Here is a 13,978-nt window from a genome sequence, read left to right as displayed (position 1 = left end):
TATGGTTTGTCCGGCGTGTCACACGACTTTGAACGAGGGCGCACGATTCTGCAGCAACTGCGGCTGCGCGCTGTCAGCGGTGCCCTATGCGCGCCAGTGGCCTCGCCTGGAACGCCCGCGCGAAGGCCGCAGAATTGCTGGCGTCTGCGCCGCTTTCGCACAGCGCTATGGCTGGGATCCGCTGCTGGTCCGCTTGATCCTGGTGCTTGCTGTCTTCTGTGGAGCGGGTTCTCCCCTGATCGCCTACATCATCGCGTGGATTGTCATCCCGAATGAACCCTACCTGCTGCCGCAGATGACGAGTGTGACCCACTCGTGAGTGAATTTCCCGCCCCGCGGCCGTTCCGCTACATTGACTCCCAACTTTGCTGCGGCAGCGTCAAACTCGCAGACCTCGCCGCACAATTCGGCACGCCGCTCTACGTCTACTCCGCCGACGACATCCGCGATCGCGTCGGCATGCTGACGCGTGAGTTCGCCGGCGTCGCGCACACCGTCTGCTATGCGGTCAAAGCGAATTCCTCGCTCGCGATCCTCAAGCTCCTCGCATCGCTCGATTGCGGCTTCGATATCGTCTCCGGCGGCGAGCTGGAACGCGTGCGCCGCGCCGCTCCTGAAGCCTTGCAGCGCGTCGTCTTCTCTGGCGTCGGCAAGCAGGCCTGGGAGATCGACGCCGCACTCGACGCCGGCATCCTTCTCTTCAACGTCGAGAGCGAAGCCGAGCTCGAGCTTCTCGCTCAACGCGCACAGGCGCTCGGCAAAAGCGCCCGCATCGCGCTGCGCGTAAATCCTGACGTCTTCGCGCAAACGCATCCCTACATCTCCACCGGGTTGCGCGAGCATAAGTTTGGCATCGCTATTGAGCGAGCGCGCGAAGTCTATCGCCGCGCTGCGCAACTGCCCGGCATCATACCCGCCGGCGTTAGCGTGCACATCGGCTCGCAGATTCGCGACACCGCGCCGTTTGCCGAATCCGTCAAGCGCGTTCGCGCCCTCATCGAAGACCTTCGCGCCGACGGCATCGACATCCGGTACCTCGACGCCGGCGGCGGCTTCGGCATTGAGTACGGCCGAGCGCCGTTTGATCCCGCCGAACGGGTGGCCGAATATGCGCGCGCCATCCGGTCCGCACTGGAAGGACTCGGCGTTCATCTGCTGCTCGAACCCGGCCGCTTCCTCATCGCACAGGCTGGCGCGCTGCTGTCGCGCGTTCTTTACACCAAGCAGAACGGGAGCAAACGCTTTATCATCACGGACGCTGCGATGAACGACCTCATCCGCCCGGCGCTCTACGGAGCGCACCACGAGATCGTTCCCGTGCTTCAATCAAACGCGACGAAAGAAATCGCCGACATCGTCGGTCCCGTCTGCGAGTCCGGCGACTTCTTCGCCCGCGATCGCGAAATCGAGCAACTGCGCTCCGGTGAGCTGGTCGCCCTGCTCGATGCCGGCGCCTACGGTATGAGCCTCAGTTCCCACTACAACACCCGTGTCCGCCCCGCCGAGGTCCTCATCGAAGACGACAGGGCGCGCCTCATCCGCCGGCGCGAGACCCTTGACGACCTCTTCGCTCCGGAGCTGCTCTAGCCTCACGTCGCGGGCATGCGGTAGAATCACCAACGGTGCAAATGCTTCGTTGAGTGGCCTTTCGAGCCCGTTCCGGAGCTTGCAGACAGACTTTCAGTTCGAGGTTTCAGCATGTCCGGCCATTCAAAATGGGCGACCATTAAGCACAAGAAGGGCGCACTCGACGCCAAGCGCGGCAAGATATTTACTCGGCTGATCAAGGAAATCATGGTCGCCGCGAAAGCCGGCGGCGGAGACCCTGACGGCAATCCGCGCCTGCGCAGCGCCATCGCGGCCGCCAAGGCCGAAAACATGCCCAACGACAACATCTCGCGCGCCATCAAGCGCGGCACGGGTGAAATCGAGGGCGCCAGCTACGAGGACATCACCTTCGAGGGCTACGGTCCCGGCGGTGTGGCCATCATCGTCGAGGTCCTCACCGACAATCGCAATCGGGCTGTCAGCGAGATTCGGCATGCGTTCTCCAAGAACGGTGGCAACCTCGGTGAGACCGGTTCGGTCGGCTATATGTTCTCGAAGAAGGGTGTCATCATCGTCGCGAAGTCAGCCGCCGATGAGGACAAGCTCACCGAGATCGTGCTCGATGCAGGCGCCGACGACCTCAACAATGACGGCGATTACTGGGAGATTCTGACCTCGCCGAAGGACTTCGAGGCCGTCCGCGATGCCGTGAAAGCCGCGAAGATTGAGCCTGAATCCGCCGAGGTTACGATGGTTCCCTCGACCTATCAGAAGCTCGAAGGCACGCAGGCCTCTGCGATGATGCGCCTGCTCGAAACTCTCGAAGATCTCGACGATACGCAGAATGTTTACTCGAACTTCGAAATGGATGAAGCGCAGGTTCCGGCATAGTCGTCTAACATCAGAGAACGAAGCGAAAGCCGCCACTCTCATGGCGGCTTTTCACTGTGAGGAGCAGCGAGTGACGGTAAAACACGTTGCAGGGGTGTTGGCGGTTTTCATCGCGCTGACCATGGCTCATAGCGCCGTTGCACAGCGAAATGCGAATGAATCGCCGGTGGCCGACGCTGCCGCAACAGCCAAGTGGAACTTCGGCGCGCTCCTACAAGGCGGCTTCGGCGTCACAGAAGATCGCGGCAGCTTCAAATTTCTTACCGCCGGTGTGCACGCCGGACGCATCCTCACGTCTCAGGTCGGTGCGGGTCTGCTTAAGGGCGACTTCGAGTATGGGGTCGAAGTCTTCCCGCTGTGGCAGAGCTATACGCCGAAGTTCCAACGCGCCAACTGCACCCAGATTTTTCCTCCCGCGCAACCAGGAACCTACGTGAGTTGCTCGGCAAACTACACCGTCGGCGGCACGTTTACAGGAGTGAGCGTTACGCCGATTATTCTGCGCTGGAACTTCACGCACGGGGCGCGCTGGATGCCCTGGATTCAGGGAGCCGGTGGCCTGGTCTGGACGAATCACAAATATCCAGCCTATGGGATGGCCACGTCGGCGTCTGGACCGACGACGATCGGACCACCCAGCGGCCAATCCTATCTGGATAACGACGGACCCAGTGCCGACACCAGCGTGTGGAACTTTACGCCGCAGTTCGGAGTTGGAACGCATTATTTCCTGCGGCCTGGAAGATCCATTGACGTCAGCGCGAACGCGGTGCATATTTCCAGCGCTAGTCTTGGCGACCGGAATCCCGGCGTGAACGCAAGCGTGCAGTTTTCAGTTGGGTATAGCTGGTGGAAGTAGGGAAGCCGTTGATGAGCAGCCAAGTCCTGGTCCAGGAAAACGAGACGCAAGCGGTTGCTTCACCGATCGTCGAGTGCGTTCCCAACTTCGCCGAAGGCCGAGACGCGGGCAAGGTCCGCGCCATTGTTCGCGCGATGCACGTCGAGGGAGTTCACCTTCTGGACTGGTCGCTGGATCCTGATCACAACCGCTCGGTCGTGACCATCGCGGGCTCGCCTGAAGCGGTTCTTGAATCTGCTGTGCGCGGCGTTGGCAAGGCTGCCGAACTGATCGATCTGACGCAGCAGAAGGGCGAACACCCGCGCATGGGCGCGGCGGATGTCGTGCCGTTTGTTCCGGTCAACGGAATCTCGTTGCCCAAATGCGTTCTGCTGGCGCGCCAGGCTGGGATGGAGATATGGAAGCGCTTCGGCGTTCCGGTTTATTTCTATGAGGCGGCGGCGTCGCGTCCGGATCGTGTGCACCTGGAGAATGTGCGCCGGGGCGAATTCGAAGGCCTCAGCGTGGATTCGTTGAAGGACTCGACGCGACAGCCGGACATCGGGGGGCCGGGGATTCATTCCACGGCGGGCGCCAGCGCGGTGGGCGCACGACACTTCCTTATCGCTTACAACATCACGCTGCATGCGCGGCGCGGGAAGGCGGACGTCGGGCTTGCCCGGACGGTTGCGAAGGACGTACGGGCGTCGAGCGGGGGACTCTATGGCGTAAAAGCCATGGGAGTTATGGTCAACGGCCACGCGCAGGTCAGCATGAACGTTACGGACTTCCGGCACACGCCGATGGCCCGGGTGCATGCGGCGGTCGCCGAAAGTGCTGCGCGGCACGGAGCACTGGTCGGCGACGGGGAGTTGATTGGCCTGATTCCGGAGCAGGCGTTTGAGCCAAATGCTGATTGGGTTCGTCAAATAGTCGGGTTTAATCCCGAGGAGAGAGTCCTGGAGCGCCGGCTGCTACATCCTTTGGCGTGGCCTTGATTCGAAAGCAGTAGCGCGAATTTGTTGCGAGTTTAGGTAGTTCACGAAACAATAGAGGCTGCGGAAACCGCGGTTTCAGTCGGAGTGCGGACAGTGACGATGTCGAAGATTTTCAAGGGTGGAGCGGTTCTGGGCCTTCTCGTGGGCCTGGTGGCGGTTCCTTCAATAGCAGGGGCTTCGCAGCTCTCAGGGGACGCGCGTTCGTCGATCCCACGGGACGTGCAGCAGATCATTGTGGTGGACTACCGGGCGATGCAGAACTCGCCGGCCGCCATGCAGCTTAAGGACCGGGTGCTTCCACCTGAGTTGAAGCGGCTGGAAACCTCGCTCAAGACTTCAGGGCTCAAAGTTGACCAGGATGCCGACACGCTGGCGTTTGCGGCCTTCCGTGCGCCCGGCGTGGATAACGTGCGGATTCTTGGAGTTGCACAGGGACAGTTCAACTATCAGTCGATCCTCGCGGACTTCGCCAAGAAGAAGACCAAGCCGCTGATGGTGCGGAATAATCCGGTGTATCCGATGGGTGTGGCAGGGATGAGTGTGGCGTTCCTGAACCAGACGGTCATGATCTTCGGGGACCGGGATGCGGTGAAGGCGGCGCTGGATGCGCGCGACGGCCTGGCGCCGAACTTCCTCCAGAACGGCGACATGATGAACGATATGGCCATCGTGGACAGCCGTCCGGTTTGGAGCCTTCTGGACCAGAAGGGCACCCAGACCATGATGAAGAGCGTGCTGGGTGAGGCTTCGCAGCTGGCGGACTACGACACGGTGAAGAACCGGATGAAGAGCGCCCGGTACACGATGGACTTCTCCAACGGGGTGAAGTTCGACATGTCCGTGGTGATGTCGGACACGATGACCGCGGCGACGGCGGCGACGCTGCTGAAGGGTGTTGCCATCCTGAAGAAGACGTCTGGGTCGCCGCTCGAGCGGAGCGCGGTGGATGACACGTCGATCGACTCGAACTCGGGGACGCTGACGGTGGATTACTCGTCGTCGGACAGCGAGTTTGCTGGTTTGCTAAGCTCGCCGCTGTTCCAGCAGGTAGTGAAGTAAGCGAGTAGTTAGTGGTTAGTAGTTAGTAGTTAGTGAAAGGCGGCCTTCGGGCCGCCTTTTTGCGTTCGGGGTGGGGTACCCCCTCCCCCCGTACTTTTTGCGCAAAATCTTCGAACGAAAGACCTTAGGGGTGGACCTTAGTGCGTCTCTGGTGGACGAGGATGGAATGGCGTGACGTTGCGAGGGGCTCTCGGAACAGGTGGCGTGTCAAGGGGTCTCAGCTTGTTTGGAAGAACATGTCATGAGGCACTTAGAAGCAAAAGCAGATCCCCTTCGGGGATGACAACAAGGAAAACGAAAGCAAAAGGCTCGCGCGCCTTAACGGGCGATACCCCGCCCTTTCACGATGAAACCGTGAAAGGCTAGGCCGCCCGGTCGGGACGGTTCGGATTCTTTCAGGAGGAGCGGGAGGAGGCGTCGCGGACGAGCTCAGCGTGGAGTTTGGCTTTGGCTTCTGCGCCTTCTTTGGAGGCGTTACAGCGGGCCATGATGGCCGAGCGAAGGCGGGTCGAGAGGTCTTCGGGGAAGTCGTAGGCCTGGTTGCCGCGGTAGATGTCGATGGTTTTGCGGGTGGTGTTCACGACCACTTCGCAGTGGTGGCAGGTGCCGAGGTGCTCTTTGACTTCTGCAAGGAGATCGGGGTCGATCTGGCCGTCGAAGTAGTCGGTTAGTTTCGCAAGAAAATCGGTGCAGTTCACTTCGAGCCCTCGTTGGCTTTGCGGAAGTAGCGGCTGAGGCGCTCGCGTAGTTGCAGGCGCGCACGCAGCAGTCGTGACTTCACGGCAGGGACGCTCAATCCTAGCGCCTCGGCCGTTTCCTCGGTCGACAGGTTTTCGATGTCGCGGAGGGTGAAAACGGTTCGGAAACCTGGGGGCAATCCTGCGATTGTTTTGCGGAGGATATCGCCCAGCTCGCCCTGCGAGTAAATCTGCTCGGGGTTAGGGCGCCATTCGGCGAAGTCCCGGGGGATGGAACCCTCGTCGGTCTGGACGTCCTGGTCCATGGATACGGTCTTGGAGGTCTTGCGCTTGCGGAGGCGCATGAGGCTCTCGTTGACGGCGATGCGGACGAGCCAGGTGGAGAACTTGGAGTTGCCCTGGAACTGATCGAGCTTCTGGAAGGCCTTGAAGAAGACGTCCTGAGTGATGTCTTCGGCGTCTTCGCGGTTCTGGGTGATGTGGAGGGCGGTGCGATAGATCTGGCGGTCGTACTGACGGACCAGTTTTTCGAAGGCGGCGGTGTCGCCAGCCTTGGCGCGCTCGACGAGCTCGAGGTCGGGGTGCGGAGCCTCAACGGCAGCGGCTCCGTGGAGCTCGGCCGGGTCGTCTGCGAGAGATGAGGGATGGGCCGCCATATGTTCTTAGTTTACAGGACTCAGATTGGGATTGAATGGATGACAGAACCGGCTGCCGTGGCCTATTGAGACTTCATAAACGTTTGACGAGCGCCGGCGCGGATGTGACGCTCGCTCGGAAAAAGTTGCTCTTCATTTCAGGCCGACGCGCCTGCCTGCGTACCGATCCACTCGAGAGGCCGTGGACGGAATTCCAATTGTATTTTTGCTTTGTAGTTGGAGGCTCCGCGGAGCCTGGTGGCGTAATAAACAGAATCCGGTCCGGCATTTTGCAGGGCCTGTTCTTCCGACACAGTTGGCGGCTCCGGGGCGCCAACGAACTTTGCAAATGCGGGCAGCCATGCAGACTGTGCAATTGGCTGATCGCCAACCACGTTAAACACGCCCGGGTCCGCGGTGAGCGCGGCACAGGTGGCTGCGGCGGCATCGTCTATGTGGACCCAGCTCCAGATTCCTTCACCCTTACCGACGACGGGAACCTCGCGCCGGCGAACCTGCTGGCCGACGTCGCCTTCCGGGCTGAACCAGGTTCCGGGTCCGTAGAAAAATCCGTAACGCAACAGTACTGTCTGCACGCCGGAATTCTGGGCTGTCGCTTCCAAATCCGCGTAGGTTCTGCATCCGGCGGCGATGCCGGGCGAGGCGTCGGATGCAAACGGAGTGGACTCATCGGCCAGCCCCGGCCCGGGCGCGTACCAGAAGCCGGAAGATTGCAGAATGTAACGGCGGCAATTCACGGCACGGGCGGCGGTTAGCAGGTTTGCATTGCCCTTCACCCGCACTTCGGTGTCCCGCGGTGAGGCTTCTTTCATGTCCGCCGGCGTGTAATGTTTCGGAAGCGACGTGAGTTCGTTGATGATGGCGTCAGGCTTGATTTGCCGAACCGCCTGCGACACGGCTGCGGCATCGAGCGCGTCGGCGGCCACCTGAGTGGCGTTTTTTACCTGGATGGCGGCGGCTTTGGAAGGGCGCACCAGTACAAACATCTGGTGTCCTGCGTCGTCGAGACAACGCAGCAAAGGCTTACCAATCGCCCCGGTGGCTCCGGCGATCAGAACTCTCATTCCCGGATTTTAGTTCCGATCGATCCCAGGAACGAAAGGGCGCAGCCCGACACACTGGTGGTCGCGGGGCGGCAGTGATGTACCTGTGGTGGTTCGGGTAGCACGGAGGTGTGGATGCAGAGTCTTTTTGAACGCCGTAGAGTCGAATCAAGGTGGAATGGTGAAGCAGGGTTCGGGATTGAAGTGGTTGGTAGCCGGCACAATGTGCACGGCGATGGCTGTTGGGCTGGCGCAGAGCTCGAGTACGAGCACACACAAGAAGAAGGCCGCGCCTTCGAAGAGCTGCTGCAGTTCCGGGAAGAGCTGCCCGTGTCAGGCTGCGCATCATGCGGCGACGACTCATCACGCAGCGACGACTCATCATGCAGCGACGTCGAAGCGGACTGCAGCGAAGAGGCATGCGGGGCGCGGGAAGGTTCGGCGGAAGCATATTGAGGTGGCGGCGACGGCGCTGAGCAAACGGCTGCATACGGCGTTTGTAGCGAGTGCGCAGTTGCGGCCTATGGCGCAGGAGCTGATAAGCACGCGGAGTGCGGCTGCGTACGAGGGCGTGCAGCACTGGGCTGCGGGGCATCCGGGCGATGGCGCGGCGGCGGCGCAGTTGGCGCTGGGGCATGCGCTGATGCTGGACCACAGATATCCGGAGGCGGAGGAGGCATACGCGGCGGCGAAGCAGGCCGGCGATGCGCTGGATGATTACGCGGTGTATCTGGGCGCGCAGGCGGCGATTGCAGCGAACAGACCTTCAGACGCGATTCCGGCGTTGGCGAATTTTGCGGAGAAGTATCCGGACAGTTTGTTTGTGCCGAATGCGCCGGTAACGCTGGCCCAGGCGTATCTGGAAAATCATGATGCTGCGAGCGCGCTGCGCGTGTTGCAGCCACTGGCGAATACGCCGGCGGGAAGCCATGTGGATTTTCGGTCGACGCTGGCGAAGGCGTATCAGCAGAGTGGGAACTCTGCGGAGGCGGCGAAGTTGTATCGCGGGATTTATCTGGGAGATCCGCTGAGCAGCCAGGCGTATGAGGCGAAGAACCAGCTGGCCAGCATGCAGATTCCGCTGACGGTGGCGGAGCGCAAGCAGCATGCGGATGCGATGTTCAATGCGCATCAGTATGGCGATGCGGCGATCGAGTATCGCGAGCTGCAGAAGGATGACAAAGATCTGACGCAGGCGGACCGCGACGCGCTGGAGATCTATGCAGCAGTTTGCGATCTGAAGCTGAAGCGGCTGAGCCGGGCGGATGTGGAACGGCTGCCGGTGACGGGCGATGACAGTGCGGCGCTGAAGTTATATCTGCAGGCGGAGATCGCGCGCAACGTGGGTGACACGACGGCGCAGGACATTCTTGTGCAGCAGTTGATGCAACAGTATCCGCAGAGCCGGTGGCTGGAAGAGGCGCTGTACTCGGGCGGGAACATGTACCTGATCCGCCGGGACACGGGGCGCGCGATTGGGGATTACGCGGCGCTGGTGCAGCACTTTCCGAAGAGTGTGTATGCGCCGAGCGCGCACTGGCGTGCGGCGTGGCTGAACTATCGGACGCGGAATTATCCGGAGGCTGCAAGGCTGATGGATGAACAGATACAGAACTATCCGGGAGGGCAGGAGATTCCGGGAGCGCTGTATTGGCGCGGGCGATTGTACGAGGATGTAGAGCACAACTTCTCGCAGGCGCTGAACTACTACAACAAGCTGAACGACGCGTATGTGAACAGCTATTACGCGATGCTGGCGCGGCAGAGGATGGCGGCGATCGGAAAGCGCGATGAGGCGGTCGAGGCGACGACGCTGGCGGCGGTGCGCGAGGTGGATGATCCGGAGTTGATCGATCAGTTGCCGGAGAACGATCCGCATTTGATCAAGGCGCGGCTGCTGGCGAACGCGGCGCTGAATGAGTACATCCGGCCGGAGATTGCGCTGAGTGCGACCTCGAACGAGTGGGGCGCGTTGGCGGAGGCGGATATCTACGAGAGCTTTGGCGAGACGACGCGGGCGCTGCAGGCGATGAAGCGGAGCAAGATTCCGTTCTTTGCGCTGAATGTGGATGATGTGCCGCATGCGTACTGGGAGATTTTGTATCCGCGGCCGTACTGGTCGACGCTGAAGGATAATGCTGCGGCGAATGGGCTGGATCCCTATCTTGTGGCTTCGCTGATAAGACAGGAGTCGGAGTTCAATGCGGGCGCGGTGAGCCGGGCGAATGCGGTGGGGCTGATGCAGCTGCTGCCGTCGACGGGCAAGGGGCTGGCGCGCAAGGATGGCGTGAAGCACTTCAACGCGAATGAGTTGCTGGACCCGACGGTGAATATCAAGTTGGGGACGACGGATTTGAAGCAGGCGATCAATAAGTATGGCGGCCAGGTGGAGTATGCGCTGGCAAGCTACAACGCGGGCGATTCGCCGGTGAGGCAGTGGATTGCGGAGGGTGACTACAAGGATGTGCCGGAGTGGGTGGAGTCGATTCCCTATAGCGAGACGCGGGATTATGTGCAGAGTATTTTGCGGAATCGTGAGATGTATCGGGCGATTTATGGAGGGAAGTAGGGCGAATTTTTCACGCGTGGGAACCTCCTCAAGGGCGGCGCCGTAGTCAGGATCATGCTTCGCTCGATTCTTCTCGCTCTCATGGCAGCGCTGCCGTATTCAGGATTTGCCCAAACGAGCTTCGATGTCGCCAGCATTCGCCCTGCGACAGAGCGTGTTGCTAATGAAAGGGACGGCCGCACGACGATTTCGCGCGACGCTCTTCAGATGCACGACGTATCGGTACGGAATTGCGTGGCGTTTGCTTACGGCGTCTCTACGTCACAGGTAGCCGGTCCTGCCTCCATTAGCGACAAACGCTACGACATTGTCGCGAAGGTAGATCACGACGTTACTGCCGACCAGATGCGGCAGATGATGCAGGCACTGCTCGCCGATCGGTTTCATCTGACTCTGCACCATGAACAGCGAGAGATGCGCGGATATGTGATGAGTGTCTTCGCGCAACCGCCGAAGAATCCAGCGAAGTTTCATCGATCCGCCGCGCCCGGCCAGGCTTATCACGAGAATTCGGCGACAGGCACTGTGGCGCGCAACATCACGATGAAGGAGTTCGCCGATTTTCTTTCCGGTCCTCTGGAGGGTCCTGTGGCCGACCAAACCGGCCTGCCTGGACAGTACGACCTCGAGCTTGACTTCAGGTCCTACGTTGACGTTGCCGAGACCGACAAGTCTCAGCTGCCGAGCGTCGGCGCCGTTCTGAACGCTGCTCTGAAAGGGGAGTTGGGATTGCAAATAACGCCGAAAAAGGCGATGTTCGAGACGCTGGTGGTCGATCGTAGTGAAGATCCGACGCCAAACTGAGGAGAAGCGGCTCGCTGCAGTTGTGTTTACTCGTGGCGAAGGGCGACGACGGGGTCGAGGCGTGAGGCGCGGAAGGCGGGGATGAAGCCGCTGATAATGCCGACGAGCGCGAGGATGGCGAAGGACGCGATCATGGTGGAGCCGGAGGCGCGGAGGATGATGTCGCCTTCGTGGTTCGCGGTCTTGTAGATGTCGGAGTAGAGGGGCATGGGCGGGATGAGATGGCCGAGGATGACGGCGATGATCATGCCGATGGCACCGGCCATGAAGGTGAGGATGAGGCTCTCGAGAAGGAACTGAGCGAGGATGTCGCGGCGGCGCGCGCCGAGGGCTTTGAGGATGCCGATCTCCCGCGTGCGTTCGGTGACGGAGACGAGCATGATGTTCATAACGCCGACGCCGCCGACGGCGAGGGTCATGGCGCCGATGATGCCGAGCAGGACTTCGAGGCCGATAGAAAAGGCCATGATCTGCTTGGAGTTTTCGATGGTGTCCCACATGTTGAGGGCTTTGTCGTCGGCGGGGTTGAAGTGGTGGCGCTGCGCGAGGACGGTGCGGACGGCGGCGATGGCGCGGAGATGGATCTCCGGCGAGCTGGGCTGGAAGACGATGGAGCCCGGGTCGCGCTCCTGCTTAATCGAGCGCATGGTTTCGTAGGGAACGAAGATGTTTTCGTTGTCAGGGCCGTTGTTGGACGAGTCCTGGATCTTGTTGCGAAGGACGCCGATGACTTCGAAGGGCTGGCCTTCGATCTGCACGGTTTCGCCGACGGGCGGATAGCCGTTGAAGAGCTTTTCGGCAGCGTGGGAGCCAAAGATGACGACCTGGCGATGCTGCGTGAAGTCGTCGGACTCGAAGTAGCGGCCGGTTTCGACGTCGAGACGGCGCATGCCACCGTAGGGGAGCTCGACGGCTTTGGACTGGATGCTGACGACTTTGGGGCCGTACTTGACGCTGAGGCCGTCGTCGATCTCGTCGGAGACGGCGCGGAGGAAGGGAAGCGCGTCGCGGAGGGCTTCGGCGTCCTCTTCCTTGAGGATTACTTTCTGGCCGGAACGCTGGCCGCCGGCCTGCATTGAAGTTTGACCGCCCCAGAACATGACGATGTTGTTGCCGATGCCGAGGAAGCCCTGGAGCACGCACTTCCCGATGGCGTTGCCGTAGCTGAGCAGGAGAACGACGGTGACGAGTCCCCAGACGATGCCGAGCATGGTGAGGACGGAGCGCACACGATTGCGGCGAAGGGAGTCGACGGACTGGATGAAGGCTTCGCGGATTTGCATGGCTACGATTTCCGGATCTGCTTAATGCTTTTTATTCGGTGGTGAGGCACTCGATGGGCGTGAGGCTGGCGGCGCGCATGGCAGGATACATGCCGGCGCCGACGGTGATGGCCGCGAGCGTGAGAAGTGACGAGACGATGGCGAACGGAGAGATGGCCGGAACCGGAATGAACGGCGGCAGTGGAATGAGACGGATGCCGGCGATGATGGCGAAGGAGCACAAGAGCCCCAGGCCGCCGCTGACGAGGGTGATGATAGCGGCTTCGGTGAGGAACTGACGGCGGATGTCGCGGGCGGTGGCGCCGAGTGCCTTGCGGACCCCGATCTCGCGGGTGCGTTCGGAGACGGCGACGAGCATGATATTCATGACGCCGATGCCGCCGAGCGCGAGCGTGAGCAGAGCGACGGCGGCGAAGAAGAGCGTCATGACGTGGAAGATGCGGTCGGTGAACTTGACGCTGTCGAGCGTGTCCCAGACCCAGAGGGCGTCGAGGTCGATTGGGTCGAAGTGATGGCGCGCGCCGAGGACTTCGCGGACCTGACGCATTGCAGCCTCGTGGAGCTTGGGGTCGACGGGCGCGACGACAATGTTGTTGACGTAGCCGGCGAAGGAGCCTTTGAAGTCGGGCGGGAAGTCGCGCTCCATGGCGGAGAACGGGACGAAGAGCTGGGTGTTGTCGGGGCCGGAGCCGTAGCTGCCGTTCTGCTGTTTTTTCTCGAGCACGCCGACGACGGTGTAGGGGTAGCCGGAGATCTGGATGGGTTGGCCGATGGAGAGCTTGCCGGGGAAGAGTTGGCGCTCGGAGTCAGCGCCGAGGACCACGACGCGTGCGCCCGAGTCTTCGTCTTCCTGGGACATGAGGCGGCCCTGCGCGACAGTGAGCGAGCGAAAGTGCTGGTACTCGGGCCAGACACCGCGGACGGCGCGGTTGGAGGCGTTCCACTGGCTGACTTCGTTGACGGTCTTGCGGATTTCGGGTGAGACGGTTTTGATGAGCGGAGCGAGCTGCTTGATTGCGACGGCGTCGTCGATGCTGAGGAGCACGTCGCGGCCGGCGGGGTAGCCCTGGAAGGGCATGCCGGTTTTGCCTCCGAACATGATGGCGATGTCGGTGCCGATGGTGGCGAGCTGCTTGCGCTGCTGAATGCTGAAGCCGATGCCGAGGCCGACGAGGAGGATGACCGAGGTGATGCCCCAGAGGATGCCGAACATGGTGAGGAAGCTGCGGAGCTTCGACTCCCAGAGTGCGGCAAGCGTTTGTTTGAGGATCTCGTGAAAGGGCATGATGGCGTCCGCCCGATGAAGAGCGTTAGTTGGGGTACGCAGGCGTGAGGCGGGTTGTTCCCTCGTCGTGGCGCGAGGCTGAGAGTTGGTAGGATGGAGCAGGCGCCCGGGTGGTGGAATCGGCAGACACAGCGGACTTAAAATCCGCAGCTGCGAAAGCGGCGTGGGGGTTCAAGTCCCCCCTCGGGCACCAAAATAAGCAACTTACAGACATTAGCGGCTCATGCTCTGAGCGCTATCGAATGGTTAGCAGATGGTTCATCACCGGCACCGTCATGCTCAGAAACAGAAAACACAACGGACTCT

The 13,978-nt window shown here is 61.2% G+C and carries 13 protein-coding genes and 1 tRNA gene; 9 read left to right on the top strand and 5 right to left on the bottom strand.

The window, feature by feature from the left end:
- The first annotated feature begins 79 nt into the window (after window positions 1-79).
- The 6 genes from VGU25_07110 (at window position 80) to VGU25_07085 (ending at window position 5,334) form a co-directional block, all read left to right on the top strand.
- Window positions 80-319 (top strand): PspC domain-containing protein, encoded by a 240-nt coding sequence (locus VGU25_07110; protein HEV2576962.1) that lies wholly within the window; start codon window positions 80-82, stop codon window positions 317-319.
- Complete coding sequence (lysA, locus tag VGU25_07105; protein HEV2576961.1) at window positions 316-1,587, top strand: diaminopimelate decarboxylase; 1,272 nt, start codon at window positions 316-318, stop codon at window positions 1,585-1,587. The genes VGU25_07110 and lysA overlap by 4 nt, the downstream gene beginning before the upstream one ends.
- Before the next feature lie 111 nt (window positions 1,588-1,698).
- Entirely contained in the window at window positions 1,699-2,439 is a 741-nt protein-coding gene (locus VGU25_07100) for a YebC/PmpR family DNA-binding transcriptional regulator (protein ID HEV2576960.1), read from the top strand.
- Between the two features lie 70 nt (window positions 2,440-2,509).
- The gene (locus VGU25_07095) at window positions 2,510-3,298 is read left to right on the top strand and encodes an acyloxyacyl hydrolase (protein HEV2576959.1); all 789 of its coding nucleotides are present in this window, start codon (window positions 2,510-2,512) and stop codon (window positions 3,296-3,298) included.
- 11 nt (window positions 3,299-3,309) lie between these two features.
- Window positions 3,310-4,275, top strand: coding sequence for a glutamate formimidoyltransferase (ftcD, locus tag VGU25_07090; protein HEV2576958.1), 966 nt, complete (start codon window positions 3,310-3,312; stop codon window positions 4,273-4,275).
- Window positions 4,276-4,374: 99 nt separating this feature from the next.
- A complete protein-coding gene (locus VGU25_07085; protein ID HEV2576957.1) occupies window positions 4,375-5,334 on the top strand; it encodes a hypothetical protein in 960 nt (319 codons plus the stop codon).
- Between the two features lie 395 nt (window positions 5,335-5,729).
- Here VGU25_07085 and VGU25_07080 read toward each other — a convergent pair whose 3' ends face one another.
- The 3 genes from VGU25_07080 to VGU25_07070 form a co-directional block, all read right to left on the bottom strand.
- Complete coding sequence (locus tag VGU25_07080) at window positions 5,730-6,032, bottom strand: zf-HC2 domain-containing protein (protein ID HEV2576956.1); 303 nt, start codon at window positions 6,030-6,032, stop codon at window positions 5,730-5,732.
- Window positions 6,029-6,688 (bottom strand): sigma-70 family RNA polymerase sigma factor, encoded by a 660-nt coding sequence (locus VGU25_07075; GenBank protein HEV2576955.1) that lies wholly within the window; start codon window positions 6,686-6,688, stop codon window positions 6,029-6,031. Before VGU25_07075 ends, VGU25_07080 begins: the two co-directional genes overlap by 4 nt.
- Window positions 6,689-6,825: 137 nt before the next feature.
- On the bottom strand, window positions 6,826-7,752 hold the full coding sequence (locus VGU25_07070) for an NAD(P)-dependent oxidoreductase (protein ID HEV2576954.1): 927 nt from the start codon (window positions 7,750-7,752) through the stop codon (window positions 6,826-6,828).
- Window positions 7,753-7,930: 178 nt separating this feature from the next.
- On the opposite strand from VGU25_07070, the gene VGU25_07065 reads away from it, so the two are divergent.
- Window positions 7,931-10,300, top strand: a complete 2,370-nt coding sequence (locus tag VGU25_07065) for a transglycosylase SLT domain-containing protein (GenBank protein ID HEV2576953.1) — start codon at window positions 7,931-7,933, stop codon at window positions 10,298-10,300.
- Between the two features lie 54 nt (window positions 10,301-10,354).
- On the top strand, window positions 10,355-11,104 hold the full coding sequence (locus VGU25_07060) for a TIGR03435 family protein (protein ID HEV2576952.1): 750 nt from the start codon (window positions 10,355-10,357) through the stop codon (window positions 11,102-11,104).
- Window positions 11,105-11,130: 26 nt separating this feature from the next.
- Here VGU25_07060 and VGU25_07055 read toward each other — a convergent pair whose 3' ends face one another.
- Entirely contained in the window at window positions 11,131-12,387 is a 1,257-nt protein-coding gene (locus VGU25_07055) for an ABC transporter permease (GenBank protein ID HEV2576951.1), read from the bottom strand.
- A gap of 31 nt (window positions 12,388-12,418) precedes the next feature.
- Window positions 12,419-13,672, bottom strand: a complete 1,254-nt coding sequence (locus VGU25_07050; GenBank protein ID HEV2576950.1) for an ABC transporter permease — start codon at window positions 13,670-13,672, stop codon at window positions 12,419-12,421.
- A gap of 104 nt (window positions 13,673-13,776) precedes the next feature.
- Between VGU25_07050 and VGU25_07045 the strand changes: the two genes are divergently transcribed.
- Window positions 13,777-13,865 (top strand) — tRNA-Leu (locus VGU25_07045).
- Window positions 13,866-13,978 lie beyond the last annotated feature (113 nt).

This window comes from Acidobacteriaceae bacterium, from assembly GCA_035944135.1.
In the GTDB taxonomy this organism is placed as follows: domain Bacteria; phylum Acidobacteriota; class Terriglobia; order Terriglobales; family Acidobacteriaceae; genus Granulicella.
The sequence above is the reverse complement of the archived record's forward strand: the minus strand, read 5'-3'. Positions and strand labels throughout refer to the sequence as shown.

Coding starts and splice junctions, on each gene's coding strand:
- VGU25_07100 (HEV2576960.1), top strand. CDS start 1,699: ATGTCCGGCCATTCAAAATGGGCGACCATTAAGCACAAGAAGGGCGCA.
- ftcD (HEV2576958.1), top strand. CDS start 3,310: ATGAGCAGCCAAGTCCTGGTCCAGGAAAACGAGACGCAAGCGGTTGCT.
- VGU25_07085 (HEV2576957.1), top strand. CDS start 4,375: ATGTCGAAGATTTTCAAGGGTGGAGCGGTTCTGGGCCTTCTCGTGGGC.
- VGU25_07075 (HEV2576955.1), bottom strand. CDS start 6,688: ATGGCGGCCCATCCCTCATCTCTCGCAGACGACCCGGCCGAGCTCCAC.
- VGU25_07070 (HEV2576954.1), bottom strand. CDS start 7,752: ATGAGAGTTCTGATCGCCGGAGCCACCGGGGCGATTGGTAAGCCTTTG.
- VGU25_07060 (HEV2576952.1), top strand. CDS start 10,355: ATGCTTCGCTCGATTCTTCTCGCTCTCATGGCAGCGCTGCCGTATTCA.
- VGU25_07055 (HEV2576951.1), bottom strand. CDS start 12,387: ATGCAAATCCGCGAAGCCTTCATCCAGTCCGTCGACTCCCTTCGCCGC.
- VGU25_07050 (HEV2576950.1), bottom strand. CDS start 13,672: ATGCCCTTTCACGAGATCCTCAAACAAACGCTTGCCGCACTCTGGGAG.